The organism is Paenibacillus sp. FSL R5-0923 (assembly GCF_038009145.1).
In the GTDB taxonomy this organism is placed as follows: Bacteria; Bacillota; Bacilli; order Paenibacillales; family Paenibacillaceae; genus Paenibacillus_AQ.
The window spans coordinates 1,383,418-1,402,093 of record NZ_JBBPAT010000001.1 but is presented as its reverse complement, the minus strand read 5'-3'; the positions used below and the strand labels follow the sequence as shown (position 1 = coordinate 1,402,093).

Below are 18,676 nucleotides of genomic sequence, written 5' to 3'. Positions count from 1 at the left end.
TCAAAAGAGGGCGCGGTCCTTTATAAAATGGAACTCAAAAGCTCCAACGTGATTATTCTGCTCCGACTTCTGCGCCTTCTAAATTGAGGCTCAGCTTGTCGCCTGACGTCTCGTCCTCATCGTCCAATTCTCTCATTTCAATTTCCTGCTCGTCACCGCTAAGAATCTTAACATCCATACCCAGGGACTGCAGTTCTTTGATCAATACCTTGAACGACTCAGGAACACCTGGTTCCGGTACATTTTCACCTTTGACAATGGATTCGTACGTCTTCACGCGACCAACCACGTCATCGGATTTTACGGTCAAAATTTCTTGCAATGTATATGCAGCACCGTAAGCTTCAAGCGCCCACACTTCCATCTCCCCGAAACGCTGTCCACCAAACTGAGCTTTACCACCCAGTGGCTGTTGCGTAACTAGTGAGTAAGGTCCTGTTGAACGGGCGTGAATCTTATCATCAACCATGTGCGCCAGTTTGATCATATGCATGACGCCGACAGTAACTTCACGTTCGAAGCGTTCACCTGTACGACCATCGTACAATACAGTCTTACCATTACGCTGCATGCCAGCTTCTTCCATCGTATCAAATACGTCGTACTCACGTGCTCCGTCGAATACCGGCGTTGCAATGTGAATTCCCAGACGCAATGCGGCCATGCCAATATGGACCTCAAGCACCTGTCCGATGTTCATACGAGAAGGAACGCCTAGAGGGTTAAGAACAACCTGTACTGGCGTACCGTCCGGAAGGAACGGCATATCTTCTTCTGGCAGGATACGAGCAACGACACCCTTGTTACCGTGACGTCCGGCCATTTTGTCACCTTCAGAAATCTTACGTTTCTGAGCGATGTACACACGAACCAATTGATTTACGCCAGGAGGCAGCTCATCGCCGTTCTCACGTGTAAATACTTTAACGTCAACGATAATACCATCACTACCGTGAGGAACGCGTAAAGAGGTATCCCGTACTTCACGAGCCTTCTCACCAAAGATAGCGTGTAGGAGACGCTCTTCTGCAGTCAATTCAGTTACACCCTTAGGAGTAACCTTACCAACTAGAATGTCACCAGCACTGATTTCCGCACCGATGCGGATAATTCCACGCTCATCAAGATTGCGCAGAGCTTCTTCGCCCACGTTTGGAATATCACGTGTGATTTCTTCAGGTCCCAGTTTAGTGTCACGAGCTTCGGATTCGTATTCCTCGATATGAATCGAAGTGTATACATCTTCCTTAACTAGCTTTTCACTTAACAGGATCGCATCCTCGTAGTTGTAACCTTCCCAAGTCATGAACGCAACGACTACGTTACGACCAAGAGCAAGTTCGCCCATTTCTGTAGAAGGACCGTCCGCCAGGATGTCACCCTTCTTAACAATATCCCCTCTTTTAGCTAGAGGACGTTGGTTAATACAGGTACCTTGGTTAGAACGCATAAATTTGTGTAATTTATATTTAACGATATCGCCTTTAACTTCTTTGCCTTCGACAGTTTCAACCCGGCGCAGCCAAATTTCATTAGCTGAAGAGCGTTCGATAATACCGTCATATTTAGAAACAACACATACGCCAGAATCCTTAGCGGATTTATGTTCCATCCCTGTTCCGACGAGCGGAGCTTTAGGAATTAGAAGTGGAACGGCTTGACGCTGCATGTTAGATCCCATCAGAGCGCGGTTGGAGTCATCGTTCTCAAGGAACGGAATGAGCGCCGTAGCGACGGATACGACCTGTTTAGGCGAAACGTCCATGTAATCTACACGATTACTTGGCATTGTTGTAATGTTGTCAGAGTCTTTATTGTAACGAACGATTACCATGTCTTCCTTAAAGGAGCCATCTTCATCGATCAATACGTTAGCCTGAGCAACTACATAATTATCTTCCTCATCAGCAGTCAGATAATCGATTTGTTCAGTTACCTTACCTGTCTTTGGATCTACCCAACGATACGGAGCTTCGATAAAGCCGTATTCGTTGATACGAGCAAAGGTGGACAAGGAGTTGATCAATCCAATGTTCGGACCTTCCGGTGTTTCAATTGGACACATCCGGCCGTAGTGACTGTGATGGACGTCACGAACTTCAAAGCCCGCGCGTTCACGTGTCAAACCACCAGGTCCGAGTGCAGACAGACGACGTTTATGCGTAAGTTCCGCAAGTGGGTTCGTCTGGTCCATAAACTGAGACAGCTGGGAGCTACCGAAGAACTCTTTAATGGACGCGATAACCGGACGAATATTGATCAGAGCTTGAGGCGTAATTGCATTAGCATCCTGAATCGACATTCTTTCACGCACAACGCGCTCCATACGGGACAAACCGATACGGAACTGATTCTGCAGAAGTTCACCCACAGAACGCAGACGACGGTTACCCAGATGGTCGATATCATCGGTATTACCAATTCCGTGAAGCAAATTAATAAAGTAGCTGATCGAGGATATAATATCAGCTTGAGTAATGTGCTTAACAGACTTGTCGATGTTGCCGTTAGCGATCAGCTTAATAACCCGACCTTCTTCAATTGGCGAGAATACGTCAATCGTTTGAAGAGGAATATCTTCGCTGTCCATAACACCACCAGTAACACGGTAGTTCTTAAAGGCAACATTCTTTTCGAAGTAAGGAATCAATTCATCAAGCAGTCTGCGATCGACCATTTGACCAGACTCAGCCAGGATTTCCCCTGTAGCTTCGTCAACCAAAGGCTGAGCAAGACGTTGATTGAAAAGACGGTTCTTAATGTGTAGCTTTTTATTGATTTTGTAACGGCCTACATTAGCTAGGTCGTAGCGTTTTGGATCAAAGAAACGCGCGACCAGCAAACTTTTGGCATTGTCTAGTGTCGGCGGTTCGCCCGGACGCAAACGCTCATAAATTTCAATAAGCGCCTTCTCCGTGGAGTCCGTGTTGTCTTTATCCAGCGTATTGCGAATATATTCATCATTGCCAAGCAATTCCAGAATTTCGGCATCACTACCGAAACCGAGAGCACGCAAAAGTACGGTAACAGGAATTTTACGAGTCCGATCGATACGAACATACATAATATCCTTAGCGTCGGTCTCAAGTTCCAACCAGGCTCCGCGGTTCGGGATTACTGTGGCGGTGTAGGTTTTTTTGCCGTTCTTATCCACTTTTGTGCTGAAATAGACGCTTGGAGAGCGAACCAACTGGCTGACAATAACCCGTTCCGCACCGTTAATAATAAAAGTGCCGGTCTCCGTCATCAGCGGGAAATCTCCCATGAACACTTCCTGCTCTTTGACCTCACCGGTCTCCTTATTAATGAGCCGCACCTTTACACGCAGAGGAGCCGCATACGTCACGTCCCGCTCTTTAGCGTCGTCAACCGTATATTTTGGTTCACCCAGGCTGTAATCAATGAACTCTAGTACCAAATTACCTGTGAAATCCTGGATCGGCGAGATGTCCTGAAACATTTCCCGCAATCCTTCCTCCAAAAACCAATCATAAGATTTTTGTTGGATCTCGATCAGGTTCGGGACCTCGAGTACCTCGTTAATTCTCGCATAGCTCCGCCGAGTGCGTCGACCATACTGAACAAGATGTCCTGCCAACTTTACTCACCCCTCATGTCTACTCACTTAAAAATTGATTGCGAACCCTTGTTTGGAACCGTATAATGGAACCATACTACAAGGATTCAGTCATAAATAAAAGAAAAGCCCTTATCGAAATCTTCGAAAAAAGAGCGCACTTATCCATGACCAAAATACTCCTTATCCAGTAGATTTGCCCAAAACGTACATATTATACGTCACCAAGCAACAGTTTATGCGCTATTATCTATTACCGCGTAACACTCGCTACGCCAGAGCATAGAGAACCAATTCGCAAAAAACTTGCCGTGCGGCTTGCGCTAGCCGGCGACAATATATCGCTTGACATTTTCAGCAAACTAAAGACATGGAGCCTATCTTAATACTGACATTTTATAATAATACCATTATCACTATCACATGTCAATAACCTATTGATTTTTATTTTTGAGCTTTAATAATACGATAACCTTTATCTTTGCCCACTTCTTCTACATTTGAGAACAAGCTTTCAAGTTTAGCTACCGCTGATGGAGCGCCCTGCTTCTTCTGAATGACAATCCACAGAAATCCACCCTCATTTAAATGCTCATAAGCTTCTTCAAAAATCTGATGCACTACAGCTTTTCCTGCACGTATCGGAGGATTGGTAAGAATCACATCGAACTTTTGATGTTCATTCAATGCGCCGAGCACATCGCTTTCCATTACCGTAACATTCCGGATTCCATTGTGCTGGGCATTTTCACGCGCAAGTTCTACCGCACGACTATTAATATCAATCATCGTAACTTGCCCTTTGGGGGCTAGGTATGCTGCACTTATGCCTATCGGTCCATATCCGCAACCCACATCAAGCACTGCTGAACCGTCCGGAATATCCATAGCTTCAATGAGAACTCGACTACCGTAATCGATGTCTCCTTTAGAGAACACACCTGCATCACTTGTGAAACGAAAGCTTTTGCCTCTTAGAACGGTGTCGATGGTACGTCTGTCATGACGCACTTCCGGTTGCTGCGAATAATAATGTTGCGACATCTCTATCCTCCCTTTCCTTTATGTTAATAGTTTGTATTCACACAACCCTACTAACTCTATCAAGCATAAACGCCTCTGATGTCCTTATAAGGACGAGTAAGCGTTCAAGCGAGAAATATAAAGATAAAGTATAATGTGAAACTTATACTTTCTTATATTTTTATAAAATAAACCCCTTGAACAAGTTCAAGGGGTTTTCAGTATAGAAGGAATTACTTCACTTCTACAGCTGCGCCTGCTTCTTCCAATTTTGCTTTAGTAGCTTCGGCTTCGTCTTTGCTTACTTTTTCTTTGATTGCTTTTGGTGCGTTGTCTACAAGGTCTTTAGCTTCTTTCAAGCCAAGGCCTGTGATTTCGCGAACGATTTTGATAACGTTGATTTTGGAAGCGCCAGCGCCTGTCAAAATTACGTCAAATTCGGATTGCTCTTCAGCTACTGCTGCTACCGCACCGCCAGCTGCTACTGGAGCTGCTGCTGTTACGCCGAATTCTTCTTCAATTGCTTTAACCAGGTCGTTCAGTTCCAATACGCTCATGCCTTTAATTGCTTCCAAGATTGCTTCTTTACTCATGATTGAACCTCCATTTATAATTTAAATTTGTTTGTGGTATTGATTTATGCTGTAAGAGCCAAAGGCTTACGCGCTTTGTTCTTCTTTTTCAGCAACAGCTTTAACTGCAAGCGCGAAGTTGCGCATTGGAGCTTGAAGTACGCTAAGCAGCATGGACAGCAAACCATCGCGGGATGGAAGCTCAGCCAGTGCTTTCAATTGGTCCGCGTCGATGACACGTCCTTCTACTACGCCGCCTTTCAATTTCAAAGCGTCGTTTTTCTTGGCGAAATCGTTCAAAATTTTAGCTGGAGCTACTGCATCAGTTGTGCTGAATGCGATAGCTGTTGGACCAGTCAAAACTTCATCCAACTCAGTCAACTCAGCCGCAGCAGTTGCGCGACGTAGCAATGTGTTCTTCAGGACTTGAAACTCAACGCCAGCTTCACGAAGTTGCTTACGCAGTTCAGTCACTTGGGAAACGTTCAATCCACGATAGTCCGCTACAACAGTCGAAAGACTGTTTTGCAGTTTCGCAGTAACAACGTCAACCGCATCCTGTTTTGCTTGAATTACTTTTGCATTTGCCAATGTATACACCTCCTGAAAATTTATGTGTCGGCGTCCTTTCCAAGGAAAGCATCACCGCTCCTACGCAGGCATTAGAAAAGCCTCCGCAGAATCACGAAGGCTTGATAAAACGAAAGTTATACGAGCGAGCTCGTTACTTCTTGTTTCTATCACAACACCTCGGTAGGGAATTAAGCACTAAGGCACCTACTGTCTACGGTAAGCATATTCAAGGTTAAGATTGATACCTTAAGTTTCACAACTGTTATAGATTATCAAAATTGACCCAAAGAGTCAACCCTTATTTATCTGAAGACGGTTGTGTTCACACGAGCGCTAGGACCCATTGTGGAAGAAATCGAGATACCTTTAAGGTATACACCTTTAGCAGCAGCTGGTTTCGCACGGTTCAAAGCGTCGATAAGAGCTTTAAGGTTATCGTTCAATTGTGCAGCATCAAAGGACACTTTGCCGATTGGCGCGTGAATTTGACCTGCTTTGTCAAGACGATATTCGATTTTACCGGCTTTGATTTCTTGCACAGCCTTGGAAACATCGAATGTAACTGTGCCAGCTTTAGGGTTAGGCATAAGACCTTTACCACCAAGCAGACGACCCAGTTTACCGACTTCACTCATCATATCAGGTGTAGCTACGCAGACATCAAATTCAAACCAGCCTTGTTGAATTTTGTTGATCATGTCTTGATCACCAACAAAATCCGCGCCAGCAGCTTCTGCCTCTTTCGCTTTTTCACCTTTTGCAAATACAAGCACGCGTTGTGTTTTACCAGTGCCGTGAGGCAGGACAACAACACCACGAACTGCTTGGTCTTGTTTACGCGGGTCTACACCCAGACGAACTGCTGCTTCAACGGTTTCGTCGAATTTTGCAGTCGCTGCCTTTTTCACAAGCTCTACAGCTTCTGAAGGCTCGTAAGTTGCTTCGCTGTTGATCAGCTTAGCAGCTTCTTGGTATTTCTTACCATGTTTAGCCATGAAAATGTTCCTCCTTTGTGGTGTTAGCGGAAATTCCTCCCACATACTTGCGGGTCACGAATGACCGATTCTTCGAAAACTACTAGTCTTCGATTGTGATACCCATACTGCGAGCAGTACCTTCAACCATACGCATTGCAGCTTCTACAGATGCAGCGTTAAGGTCTGGCATTTTTGTTTCAGCAATTTCACGAACCGCAGCGCGGCCGATTTTTGCTACTTTTTTCTTGTTTGGTTCGCCGGATCCTTTTTCTACTTTAGCAGCGATGCGAAGCAGAACAGCAGCCGGAGGAGTTTTAGTGATGAACGTAAAGGAACGGTCTTCAAATACTGTAATTTCAACCGGAATGATCAAGCCAGCCTGGTCGGCAGTACGAGCATTAAATTCCTTACAGAATGCCATGATGTTGACACCTGCTTGACCTAACGCCGGACCTACTGGAGGCGCTGGATTCGCTTTCCCTGCAGGAATCTGCAGTTTCACCATTTTAATAACTTTTTTAGCCATGAGTGACACCTCCTTGCAAAAATAGTGGTCTTCGAACGCCATTGGCGCTCTCCCACAAGAAACCCTTAGCTTATGTTATATTTTCTCCACTTGAGTGAAATCCAACTCTAGCGGGGTTTCCCGTCCAAACATGTTCACATGCACTTTGATCTTGCTCTTGTCAGCCAAAATTTCTTCCACGGATCCCACAAAATTCGCAAACGGACCAACCATAATACGTACGGATTCCTTGATTTCGAAATCAATCTTCGCTTTAGGTTCAACCATGCCCATATGCTTCAGAATTTGTTCTACCTCTTCCGGAAGCAAAGCTGTTGGTTTAGACCCTGAGCCTGTCGAACCAACAAATCCAGTAACGCCCGGAGTATTGCGGACAACATACCAGGAATCATCAGTCTGAACCATTTCCACCAAAACATAACCCGGGTAAACTTTACGCATAACGGTTTTTTTCTTACCGTCTTTGTTTACGATTTCTTCTTCCATAGGAACAAGAACGCGGAATATTTTGTCTTCCATGCCCATGGACTCAACGCGCTTTTCCAAATTGGCTTTGACCTTATTCTCATACCCAGAATAGGTATGAACGACATACCATCTTTTTTCCATATCAAGCCACCTGGGACCTCTCTAAATAATCGCTTCAATCACAGCGGAAATACCGATGTCCAGAACCCAGAAGTAAATAGCGACAACTACAATTGTACCGAGAACGATCAATGTATAGTTGGTCAATTCTTTACGACTTGGCCAGCGAACTTTTTTGAGTTCACTCCAGCTCTCAGTGAAAAAGGAAAACATAGACTTGAAACTACGTTTCATGCCGACTACACCTCCACAGACTATCTGGTTTCGCGATGAGGAGTTTGCGAGTTACAATACTTGCAAAATTTCTTCATCTCCATGCGGTCGGGGTGATTTCGCTTGTTTTTGGTAGTCGCATAGTTTCTTTGTTTGCAACTTGTACAAGCCAAAGTGATAATTACCCGCATGATGTGCACCTCCCGAGACGTCCTTCTAACAATACAATTAGAAGACGTAAATATTGATCCTAAAAAAAGCCGCGAATTTAGGCCTACCTAAAACACTTTAGCATAATGTCAAGGTCTGTGTCAACGAAAGAATTCCGTTCTGCACTGGGTAATTTCGGGTGTTATAGTCATATGGCCGTACCCTGTCCTTGGGTCTATCTCTTCCTCACACTTCGCTGTCTTCCTTATCATTATGGGGCATTCCGACTGTGTATAAACCTACCCTCAACGGCAACAACTAAAATCAACTCAAATAGAAATTTATGGTGTTAGCTCCTAATTCTATCTAAGCAATTTCATGAGACTAAAAAAAAGAACTCGATGTACGAGCCCTCTTGTGTTCATTATATCATTAATTGTCACGCACTTCTAGATATCTTTCTAATTTCCGCTTTACTCGTTGTAAAGCGTTGTCAATAGATTTCACATGCCGCTTCAGATCTTCAGCAATTTCCTGATAAGATCGTCCGTCTAAATACAACATCAGAACCTTACGCTCTAGGTCACTTAAAATCTCCGCCATCTTATCTTCAAGTCCAATGAATTCTTCTTGATTGATAATTAGCTCTTCTGGATCTAGTACCTGAGTTCCACAAATGACATCCATAAGCGTCCGGTCGGAATCTTCATCATAAATGGGCTTATCCAAAGAAACATAAGAATTGAGCGGAATATGCTTCTGACGCGTGGCCGTCTTAATAGCAGTTATAATCTGACGTGTTATGCAGAGCTCAGCAAAAGCCTTGAATGAAGAGAGCTTGTCACCTTTAAAGTCACGAATAGCCTTATATAGACCAATCATTCCTTCTTGAACAATATCTTCACGATCTGCCCCGATCAAGAAATAAGAGCGGGCTTTAGCACGTACAAAATTACGGTATTTATTAATTAAGTGTTCCAATGCGCCACTGTCGCCACCACGGAAAGCCTCGACAATATCTTCATCACTTATGAAATCATACTCGGATAGCATTATTTCCTTGAGGTCGACACTCACCAAGAATCCCCCCGGCTGCAACGCAAGACACATCGTTACTTCGCGAAATATAGGATCAGTATATATTATGTTACCTTACACCGTCAACCGGATTTGTCCAAAAACAATCTGGAATAGCATAAAATGGAATAAAAATATCGCCTAAATCTTTCCTCTTGTCACTGCCTACGCCAATTTTCCAATTTACTCCGCACATCAGGAGGCAGTTTGTCTTCCAAAGAATGACGTGTAGAACTGATACTTCCCGGTTCGATAGCTTTTTTCACTTGTTTCTGGTTCTCTTCAATTTCTAGGTGCAATTCTCTTGCAGAAATCCGCAGTGCACCTTGGGCGAAAATAATATGTTGCTCCACAAAGTCACTTGTTGCAACATAGATCTGTCGACGTCGGTTGCTAAATTCTCCAACCAATCGCTCAATGCATTCATCTGCGGTTTCTTTTTCCTTGGTGAAAAACACCTGGACTTTGCCCTGGACAAATGACCGACCCAATCCTGGAACGCGGTATGCATCAAACACAGCAATAACTCGTCGTCCTGAGTAAGCCTGGTAATCAGCCAGCAAATCCATCAAGCGGTCGCGTGCTTCCTGCATACCAATCTGGGACAGTGCCGCAAGTTCCGGCCAGCCACCGATCATATTGTACCCGTCCACAAGCAGCACATCGCGCCAGTCGGCCATAGTTATCCCTGCTGTTGCCGAAGGCGTACCACTTCATACATAATGACTCCTGCGGCGACAGAGGCATTTAATGAATTGATCTTTCCGGCCATCGGCAGCTTAAGTAATACATCACATTTTTCACGAATCAGGCGTCCCATTCCTTTATTCTCATTACCGATTACAACAGCTACCGGTCCTGTGAAAATATTGGATCCAAACAGATTCTGATCTGTATCCACATCCGTACCTACTACCCAGACTCCCTGCTCTTTCAGACGATCAATGGTCTGACCTAGGTTAGTGACTCGCGCAACCGGAACATATTCCACGGCACCCGCCGATGTTTTGGAGACGGTAGCAGTAATCTGAGCCGAACGACGTTTAGGTACGATTACCCCATGCACTCCAGTACAATCTGCTGTCCGCAGAATGGACCCCAGGTTATGAGGATCTTCAATCTCATCCAGCAAAATCAAGAATGCAGGCTCTCCTTTGGCTTCAGCTGCAGCCAGCAGATCATCTACCTCGACATAGGCAAAAGGTGCGGCTTGAGCAACTACCCCCTGATGTTGAACTCCAGGAGCAAGCTGATCCAGTTTACGCTTGTCCACATGCTGAATGACAATCCCCGCTTTACGTGCTTCAGCGACGATTGGTGCGGTCAGATGCTTCTGAGCCGTTTCTGCAATCCATATTTTATTTAATGTACGACCCGCACGAAGCGCCTCAAGCACTGAATGCTTCCCAGCCAATATTTCCTCTTCTGTCTTCAAATCTTCTTCCATGTTCACTTCTCCTATTCTCTATTTCGCAAAAGCCTTATCACGGCTGTTTCAACATAAACTGTATGCCACTGTTCACAATTTCTTGTATTCTCTCCTGTTGACCTGTGTAGTATAAGTAACCTATCAGACACTCAAAAGCAGTAGCATGACGGTATTCAAGCACATCTGCATTCTTAGGAATACTTCCCGATTTAGCATTTCTCCCCTGACGGGCGACATCTTTTTCCTCTTCTGTGAGACTTGGCTCCAAAAATCCAAGAATTGCACTCTGCGCCTTAGCGGATACAAGTCCTGTAGCAGAGCGATGCAAATGGTTTGGGCGCAAATTCGGAAGAGATACTAAATACTGGCGAACTGACACTTCGTAAATGGCATCTCCTACATAGGCAAGCACAATTGGCGAGAGGAGTCGCGCAGGTTTGGAAGGCTCGTAAGGAAACCACCCGTTCTGAAACTTGCGTTCCTCACTCATTTCCGCCGCCACCGCATTCCTTGCGGAGTATCCTCAAGCAATATGCCCAAGCGACCTAATTCATCACGAATCTCATCGGACCGGCTCCAATTCTTATTTTTACGCGCTTCAACCCGCTCCGCGATCAATTGTTCAACTTCTTCACTCGCGATCTCTTCTTCCTCATGCTCAGGTGTCAAACGCAGCACAGCATTCATTTCCCCAAAAGCTTGCAGCAACGCAGCAAAATCAGCAGGGGCTGCTTCACTATTCGCAAGGGTATGGTTTGCAAGACTCACCCAATCAAACATAGCCGTAATCGCATCAGGGGTATTAAAGTCATCCTGCATTCTAGCATGAAAATTGGCCACAATAGCAGATAACTTATCATTAATCTCTAAGCTGACCTCACCCTGAGCACCTTCAGCAGCAAGTTCAAGACGATGCTTAACGTTACTTTCTGCAAGTGAGATACGTTCTACGCTCTTTTCAGCTGAAGTCATTGAATCCACCGAGAAGTTCAACGGATTACGATAATGGGTCGATAGCATGAAATAACGAATAGTTCCAGCTTTAAATTGCCCACGGATATCTTTCACAAGCCATCCGTTACCCAATGATTTCGACATTTTTTCATCACCGATGTTGATAAATCCATTATGCATCCAGTAATTAGAGAGTGGCTTACCCGTCAGAGCTTCTGTCTGAGCGCATTCGCATTCATGATGCGGGAACTGCAAATCTTGTCCACCCCCGTGGATGTCCATCGTATCCCCCAAGAACTCTCTTGCCATGGCCGAGCATTCAATATGCCAGCCTGGGCGTCCATTTCCCCACGGGCTCTGCCAGTACACTTCACCTGGTTTTGCTGCTTTCCACAGCACAAAGTCCTCAGGTTTCTCTTTCCGTGAGTCTACCTCCACGCGAATACCAAACTGTAATTCATCTAGATTCTGACGGGACAGCTTACCATATTCTTCAAATTTGGAAGTACGGTAGTATACATCGCCACCACTCTCGTAGGCATACCCTTTTTCCTCAAGCTCTTTAATGAATCCAATGATCAGCTCCATGCTCTCTGTTACCCGCGGATTCAATGTTGCCGGTTTTACTCCAAGCCCTTCAAGATCCTCACGATAAGCATTAATAAAAATCTCAGCAACCTCTGCTACTGAAGTGTTCATTTCTTCTGCTTTGCGTATCAGTTTATCATCTACATCTGTGAAGTTCGTAACATACCGTACCTCATTGCCGAGTTGCTCCAAATAATTCCGGACCATATCAAAGACAATAATAGGTCTAGCATTTCCGATATGCATATATCCATAAACGGTTGGACCACATACATACATTTTCACTTTGCCCGACTCTTGGGGCACAAACTGCTCCTTGCTGCGTGTCATTGTGTTGTAAATTTGTAAAGCCATCCTATTCCAACCCTTTCTGTTGTCCCGATTCCTTAAGTACCGGATATGCTTAAATTTCGTAATCACCAATGTACTGCTGAGTTTCGACTAGCCGCTGCGCGGTCTTTTGTTTATCTTCTTCGCCAAGCTTCTCTCTGATCTCTTCGATCTCTTTTTGCAGAAAGCGAAGTGAATCTACAAGCGGGTCTGGCATCTTGGTATGATCCAAGCGATCGGATACACGTTCACCGTTACGTTTTACTACACGGCCCGGATTTCCTACTACTGTACTGTTATTTGGAACTTCACGCAGCACAACCGCATTCGAACCTATATTTGAATTGTCGCCGATACGAAACGATCCTAATACCTTCGCACCAGAACCAATAACTACATTGTTGCCAACTGTGGGATGGCGCTTACCTTTTTCTTTCCCTGTCCCCCCAAGTGTAACACCTTGATAGATAATAACATCATCACCGATTTCACAGGTTTCCCCAATAACAATCCCCATACCATGGTCGATAAACAGCCTATTTCCGATGACAGCTCCGGGATGGATTTCAACACCGGTCATAAATCTACTAAACTGTGAGACCATACGGGCCATTGTATACCAGCGGCGTTTGAAAAAAGAATGGGCAATCCGGTGACCCCAAATGGCGTGCAACCCTGCATATGTGAAGACAACCTCGAACCAGCTGCGGGCAGCGGGATCGTTATCAAATACCGCCCGAATGTCCGACTTAATATGCTTAAACATCACGGTTCCTCTCTTCTTGACTCCCCCATCTCCTGTTTACAGGTACACAAGGAAGGTATTGTCTCCAATCCATCATTCTTATCATACATATGCTGTGGGTGTTTGCTTGGTTTGTTATATTAGAAAAGATACCCTGAAACAAAAAAAGCCCCTGCAGCATAAAGCTGCAGAGACGTTTAACCGCGGTTCCACTCTGCTTGAACGAATCAAACAGACTGCTGTTGTTACCATCGGCAGAGTTCCTTCGTTCCACTTGGCATCATTAACGGCGATGTACCCGGCACGATCTAACGAGCCTTTAGGATCGTTCAACCGTGCAGCTCACAGGCGCATGTTCTGCCCCGGACAAATGAATAACTCCCAGCCCGAAAGGGTATCCCTTTCTCGGTTATTCTCTCTGGCAATTGCCTTTATGGACGTACTTCTCCTGATCACAGCTATTATCATATGGTTCTATCTTAGCGTAAAAGATAAGGGACTGACAAGAGGCTTAATGATAAGTAATGCTACCTTAAGCTCCTTTAATTTGTGATTTCAAACGTTCGATGACACGGTTTTGGCCGAGCAAAGCAATCGTTATATTAAGATCACGTCCGTGCGTTTGTCCGGTCAAAGCCACACGTATCGGCATAAAGAGCGCTTTGCCTTTGTGCCCTGTTTCTTTCTGCACTTCCTTAATCAGTACAGCCATATTACTAGCACTGAAATCCTGACAAGCTTCAACCTTAGCTAGGAAAGCAGACAAGACTTCAGGCACTTGGCTTTCCGCCAGAACCTGCGCCGCTTCTGTTTCTAACTCCAGATGGCTGCGGAAGAATAGTTCAGATAGCTCTACGATATCGGAGGCAGAGTTCATCTGCTCTTGATACAGTGCTACAAGGCTTTCTGCCCATGCCTGCTGCTCATCATTCAGCTCAGCCGGTATTTTCCCCGCTTTTTGCAGATGTGGAATCGCTAATGCCGAGATCCGTTTAGGATCAGCATGCTTAATATAGTGATTATTTAGATGCGCCAGCTTGTACTTATCGAATACAGCCGGACTTTTGGACAAACGGTCCGCATCAAAAATAGAAATAAGTTCTTCTTTACTGAAGATCTCCTCTTCTCCCTCTGGCGACCAGCCCAGTAGAGAAATGAAGTTAACCAAAGCCTCAGGCAAGTAACCCAATTCATCATATTGCTCAATAAATGTAATTACAGATTGATCCCGCTTGCTAAGCTTCTTATGGTTGTCACCGACAATCAGTGTCATATGACCAAATATTGGGGGTTTCCAACCAAGAGCCTCATAGATCATAAGCTGACGTGGTGTGTTGGAAATATGATCTTCCCCACGTAGTACATGGGTGATAGCCATCAAATAATCATCAACAGCTACCGCAAAGTTATAGGTCGGAATTCCGTCCTTCTTCACGATAACAAAATCACCCATTTCTTTCGTATCAAAAGAAATAGTACCTTTTACGATATCATCGAACGTGTACGTACGATCTTCTGGTACACGGAAGCGAATGCTAGCTACTCGTCCCTCAGCTTCAAAGGCAAGGCGTTGTTCTTCCGTCAAATCACGGTGTTTGCCGGAATAACGAGGGGTTTCTCCACGTGCAGTCTGTTCTTCACGTTCTGCTTCCAGTTCTTCCTCTGTGCAGTAACAGCGGTAAGCCAAACCTTTATCCAGCAAATCCTGCCAATATACACGATATAGGTCAAGACGTTCAGTCTGGCGGTAAGGTCCGTACTCTCCGCCAACATCAACACTCTCATCCCAATCCATGCCTAGCCATTTCAAATACTTAAGCTGGCTCTCTTCACCGCCTGCGACATTGCGCTTCACGTCTGTATCTTCAATTCTGATAATGAATTTACCGCCTTTATTACGGGCGAACAGATAGTTAAACAGCGCCGTTCTGGCGTTACCTATATGTAAATGTCCCGTAGGGCTCGGTGCGTAACGCACCCGGACTTGATCCGTCATTATATTCCCTCCGCTTCATATGGTTAAAACTTAGATTTGCTACTTAGACCATCTCAAGATGATATCACATCTTGGAGTAGACAGACAATAGATTGTGCGGCAATTCCTTCACCACGACCGGCAAAACCAAGCTGTTCAGTAGTCGTAGCTTTAACGTTCACCTTGGACGGGTCCGCGTGAAGCGCACGAGCGATAATCTCCGTCATTTGTGGAATGTATGGCGCCATCTTTGGTTTTTGGGCAATAATCGTTGAATCGATATTTCCAAGCTTATAACCTCGCTCGCTAGCAAGTGCCCACACTTGTTCTAATAATTTCAAGCTATCCGCGTCCTTAAACGCTGGATCTGTGTCCGGAAAATGTCTGCCAATATCACCAAGTCCTAGTGCGCCTAGAATCGCGTCACTTACTGCGTGCAGCAGCACATCGGCATCGGAATGTCCTACTAATCCTTTTTCATAAGGAATCGTAACGCCTCCAATAATACAAGGCCTTCCCTCAACCAGTTGATGTACATCAAACCCTTGTCCTACAGCGATCATGATTGTCCCTCTCCCCTGTTTCTTTCTGTGAATTCTGCAAAATCCAAATCATCTGGCGTCGTAATCTTAATATTTCTGTAGCTTCCCTCTACCACAGAAACCGGAATACCAGCACGCTCTGCCAAGCTGGAATCATCAGTACCTAGAAATCCATCCCGCTCCGCGGCCGCATAGGCATCCAGCAATTCAGAAAGACGAAAAGTCTGCGGGGTTTGAATCGCCCACAGACTTCGCCGATCCGGCGTAGACAGTACTTTGCCTTCGTTATCTACCTGTTTGATCGTATCTTTGACTGGTACAGCAAGAACTGAAGCACCGATCTGCTTCGCTCGCTCGTAACATGCCTCAATTTCATTCGGCTGCACAAACGGACGAACACCATCATGTACCATTACCCACTGTGTCGTAAGTTTCAACAATCCTTTATGTACGGAATGCTGACGCTCAGATCCACCAGGTACTATAGCCTTAACCTTGTCCAGCTTATAGAGCTGTATCCATTCCCGGCAGCGCTCAATATCTTCCTTACCGGTTACGAGCACGATTTCAGAAATCAATTCGTGCTGCTGAAATACTTCCAGCGTATGAACGATGATTGGTTTACCCTGCAGTAACAGATATTGCTTGCTCTCTACAGTCCCCATTCGCGTTCCTCTGCCTGCCGCCACAATGACGACGCCCACACCGTTTGACATTACTCAGGCTCCTGTCTTTCACGTATATTCCCATCATAACGTGTTTGGCGGGCATTTCCAACCCATAGGACATTTGCCATGCACTTTATCTACGCTTATTGTGCTTTTTCCAAGAGCTTTGGCTTCGCAAATATCATCCGTCCAGCTGAAGTTTGAAGCACACTCGTGACGAGAACCTCCATCGTAGTTCCGATATATTCCCGTCCGCCTTCCACAACGATCATTGTTCCATCGTCTAAATAGGCTACGCCTTGTCCATGCTCTTTGCCATCCTTAATGACCTGAACTACGATTTCCTCACCAGGCAACACTACGGGCTTCACGGCATTCGCAAGATCATTAATATTCAGGACTGAGACTCCTTGTAATTCGCAAACCTTATTCAAGTTAAAGTCATTGGTAACTACTTTACCTCGCAGTACCTTCGCTAACTTCACCAGCTTACTATCCACCTCAGAGATTTCTTCAAAATCTCCCTCGTAGATTAATACCTTCACATCGAGCTCTTTTTGGATTTTATTGAGAATATCAAGTCCCCGCCGTCCGCGATTACGTTTCAGTAGATCGGAAGAATCTGCGATATGCTGGAGCTCCTCAAGTACGAATTCCGGTATGACAATCGTTCCCTCAATAAATCCAGTTTTGCAAATGTCGGCGATCCGACCATCAATAATAACGCTTGTATCGAGGATTTTATGCTCCTCCAGGCCACGACCTTCCGGTTCAGCCGCTTGCCCCCAGCGTCCAGTTGTCCAAAGTGCAGCTAGTTCCTCTTTTTTCTCCAGACCGATCCGCAGCCCCATATATCCAAAAGCTAACGTAACGGGTACCTGCAGCAACTGCCCAGCTTTTCCAAGCCAAATCATAGCAGGATATAACAGAAGAGATAGCAAAAGCCCCCCTGTAAGCCCAGCTGCACCTGCAGCCAATTCATTCATTGGTATACGCGAACAGTACAGAACCGCCTCCCGCAGTTTTGAACCTCCCCATTCCGCGCATAAAGACCCCGCAAACAAAAAAATAATGGCACCCAGCACCGTAAATAAAATGCTTCCCTCTACAGGTAAACTTTCACTCAGCTTTTCCATCCCCTTGGGGAATCCTCTTTCAAGCGCATTGTATAGCGAAAAACCAGACCAAGCACCACATATTAAAGCAAAAGACAATATCACTTTTTTCCACATAACCTAACGCACCTCCTTTTTATTCATCCTTGAATGATCTATACCTCACCAGTATGTTCCAATTTTCAAGACGATAAACTTGGGGTAGCGCTGGAATTGCAAAAAGGCTTTGCCATCCCCTAAGGACGACAAAGCCTCTAGCTATAATTATATTAGTTCAACCTTACTACAAGACTGCTTTAACCGTTCTTCGAGTGATACACTTTATCTTCAGAACGTCTTCTACGACGGTGACGGCGTCTGGCTGTCAATCGATCGATGTTTTGTTTAAAACCATATAACGCGTAAATCCCAAGTAAGACGAAGATTAGCTTAGCAATTTGTTCAGGGAACACAACAGCAACAGCCACGGCAACAACAATGACTACTGGCGCTCCGACAACCACTTTTTTAGGTAATCCAACCTTCTTAAAATTAGGATATTTAACAGTGCTGACCATCAAATATGATAAGAGCAATGTAGCCACGATCATAAATGGAGCAGAAACATCTTTATTAAAAAGAGCTAATGTGGCAAGTACACCACCAGCAGCAGGAATTGGCAATCCGATGAAATAACCAGGAACTCCTGGATGAACATTAAAGCGAGCTAGGCGCAATGCACCAAACACCGGGAAAATTGCAGTTACTGTCCAGGCTAATGCAGAATTTAAATCATGCAGGCTTGAGACGTACATAATAACAGCCGGTGCTACTCCAAAAGAAACGACATCAGACAAAGAGTCCAGTTCCTTACCAAATTCACTCTCACATTTAAGTGCACGAGCAACTCGGCCATCCAATCCGTCTAACAGCATAGCAATAATAACCATGATAGCGGCCATGCTAACTTTACCGTCAAACGCCATCATGATACCAAACATTCCGAGCATCAAGTTACCTATGGTAAAAAGACTCGGAATTGATTTTTGTATCATTCCTTCACCTCAATTTTCTC

General features: G+C 45.0%; 20 protein-coding genes and 1 other annotated feature. All 20 genes read right to left on the bottom strand.

What is annotated here, in order from left to right; genetic code table 11:
• Positions 1–52 precede the first annotated feature (52 nt).
• The 20 genes from rpoB to pssA all read right to left on the bottom strand — a co-directional run bounded on the left by rpoB (position 53) and on the right by pssA (position 18,656).
• On the bottom strand, positions 53–3,598 hold the full coding sequence (gene rpoB, locus MKX35_RS06120) for a DNA-directed RNA polymerase subunit beta (protein WP_076300962.1): 3,546 nt from the start codon (positions 3,596–3,598) through the stop codon (positions 53–55).
• A 423-nt stretch (positions 3,599–4,021) separates the two neighbouring features.
• On the bottom strand, positions 4,022–4,621 hold the full coding sequence (locus MKX35_RS06115; RefSeq protein ID WP_076300961.1) for a class I SAM-dependent methyltransferase: 600 nt from the start codon (positions 4,619–4,621) through the stop codon (positions 4,022–4,024).
• A gap of 212 nt (positions 4,622–4,833) precedes the next feature.
• Complete coding sequence (rplL, locus tag MKX35_RS06110; RefSeq protein ID WP_036680508.1) at positions 4,834–5,193, bottom strand: 50S ribosomal protein L7/L12; 360 nt, start codon at positions 5,191–5,193, stop codon at positions 4,834–4,836.
• Positions 5,194–5,259: 66 nt separating this feature from the next.
• The gene (gene rplJ / locus MKX35_RS06105) at positions 5,260–5,763 is read right to left on the bottom strand and encodes a 50S ribosomal protein L10 (protein WP_042192187.1); all 504 of its coding nucleotides are present in this window, start codon (positions 5,761–5,763) and stop codon (positions 5,260–5,262) included.
• A gap of 64 nt (positions 5,764–5,827) precedes the next feature.
• Positions 5,828–5,980: a sequence feature (ribosomal protein L10 leader region), on the bottom strand.
• Between the two features lie 67 nt (positions 5,981–6,047).
• Positions 6,048–6,740, bottom strand: a complete 693-nt coding sequence (rplA, locus tag MKX35_RS06100) for a 50S ribosomal protein L1 (RefSeq protein WP_036680504.1) — start codon at positions 6,738–6,740, stop codon at positions 6,048–6,050.
• Positions 6,741–6,822: 82 nt separating this feature from the next.
• Complete coding sequence (gene rplK / locus MKX35_RS06095; protein ID WP_042131235.1) at positions 6,823–7,248, bottom strand: 50S ribosomal protein L11; 426 nt, start codon at positions 7,246–7,248, stop codon at positions 6,823–6,825.
• 75 nt (positions 7,249–7,323) lie between these two features.
• Positions 7,324–7,857 carry a transcription termination/antitermination protein NusG gene (nusG, locus tag MKX35_RS06090; RefSeq protein WP_036680499.1) on the bottom strand — a complete coding sequence of 178 codons (534 nt, stop codon included), beginning with the start codon at positions 7,855–7,857 and terminating at the stop codon, positions 7,324–7,326.
• 21 nt (positions 7,858–7,878) lie between these two features.
• Positions 7,879–8,070: a preprotein translocase subunit SecE gene (gene secE / locus MKX35_RS06085; protein WP_036680497.1), complete on the bottom strand. Its 192-nt coding sequence runs from the start codon at positions 8,068–8,070 to the stop codon at positions 7,879–7,881.
• A gap of 20 nt (positions 8,071–8,090) precedes the next feature.
• Positions 8,091–8,240 (bottom strand): 50S ribosomal protein L33, encoded by a 150-nt coding sequence (gene rpmG / locus MKX35_RS06080; RefSeq protein ID WP_076099620.1) that lies wholly within the window; start codon positions 8,238–8,240, stop codon positions 8,091–8,093.
• A gap of 391 nt (positions 8,241–8,631) precedes the next feature.
• A complete protein-coding gene (sigH, locus tag MKX35_RS06075) occupies positions 8,632–9,276 on the bottom strand; it encodes an RNA polymerase sporulation sigma factor SigH (RefSeq protein WP_036680496.1) in 645 nt (214 codons plus the stop codon).
• Between the two features lie 158 nt (positions 9,277–9,434).
• Positions 9,435–9,956, bottom strand: coding sequence for an NYN domain-containing protein (locus tag MKX35_RS06070; RefSeq protein ID WP_076286854.1), 522 nt, complete (start codon positions 9,954–9,956; stop codon positions 9,435–9,437).
• Between the two features lie 2 nt (positions 9,957–9,958).
• Complete coding sequence (gene rlmB / locus MKX35_RS06065) at positions 9,959–10,723, bottom strand: 23S rRNA (guanosine(2251)-2'-O)-methyltransferase RlmB (RefSeq protein WP_042131237.1); 765 nt, start codon at positions 10,721–10,723, stop codon at positions 9,959–9,961.
• A 37-nt stretch (positions 10,724–10,760) separates the two neighbouring features.
• Entirely contained in the window at positions 10,761–11,195 is a 435-nt protein-coding gene (locus tag MKX35_RS06060) for a Mini-ribonuclease 3 (RefSeq protein WP_042192194.1), read from the bottom strand.
• Positions 11,192–12,601 (bottom strand): cysteine--tRNA ligase, encoded by a 1,410-nt coding sequence (cysS, locus tag MKX35_RS06055; protein ID WP_076300960.1) that lies wholly within the window; start codon positions 12,599–12,601, stop codon positions 11,192–11,194. The genes MKX35_RS06060 and cysS overlap by 4 nt, the downstream gene beginning before the upstream one ends.
• A 49-nt stretch (positions 12,602–12,650) precedes the next feature.
• The gene (cysE, locus tag MKX35_RS06050) at positions 12,651–13,343 is read right to left on the bottom strand and encodes a serine O-acetyltransferase (protein WP_042192199.1); all 693 of its coding nucleotides are present in this window, start codon (positions 13,341–13,343) and stop codon (positions 12,651–12,653) included.
• Positions 13,344–13,854: 511 nt separating this feature from the next.
• Positions 13,855–15,318, bottom strand: coding sequence for a glutamate--tRNA ligase (gene gltX, locus MKX35_RS06045; protein ID WP_076286857.1), 1,464 nt, complete (start codon positions 15,316–15,318; stop codon positions 13,855–13,857).
• 53 nt (positions 15,319–15,371) lie between these two features.
• Entirely contained in the window at positions 15,372–15,860 is a 489-nt protein-coding gene (ispF, locus tag MKX35_RS06040) for a 2-C-methyl-D-erythritol 2,4-cyclodiphosphate synthase (protein ID WP_042192203.1), read from the bottom strand.
• A complete protein-coding gene (gene ispD, locus MKX35_RS06035) occupies positions 15,857–16,555 on the bottom strand; it encodes a 2-C-methyl-D-erythritol 4-phosphate cytidylyltransferase (protein WP_076286858.1) in 699 nt (232 codons plus the stop codon). Before ispD ends, ispF begins: the two co-directional genes overlap by 4 nt.
• A gap of 95 nt (positions 16,556–16,650) precedes the next feature.
• Positions 16,651–17,739 carry a PIN/TRAM domain-containing protein gene (locus MKX35_RS06030; protein ID WP_076300959.1) on the bottom strand — a complete coding sequence of 363 codons (1,089 nt, stop codon included), beginning with the start codon at positions 17,737–17,739 and terminating at the stop codon, positions 16,651–16,653.
• 179 nt (positions 17,740–17,918) lie between these two features.
• A complete protein-coding gene (pssA, locus tag MKX35_RS06025) occupies positions 17,919–18,656 on the bottom strand; it encodes a CDP-diacylglycerol--serine O-phosphatidyltransferase (protein WP_042192208.1) in 738 nt (245 codons plus the stop codon).
• Positions 18,657–18,676: the final 20 nt, after the last annotated feature.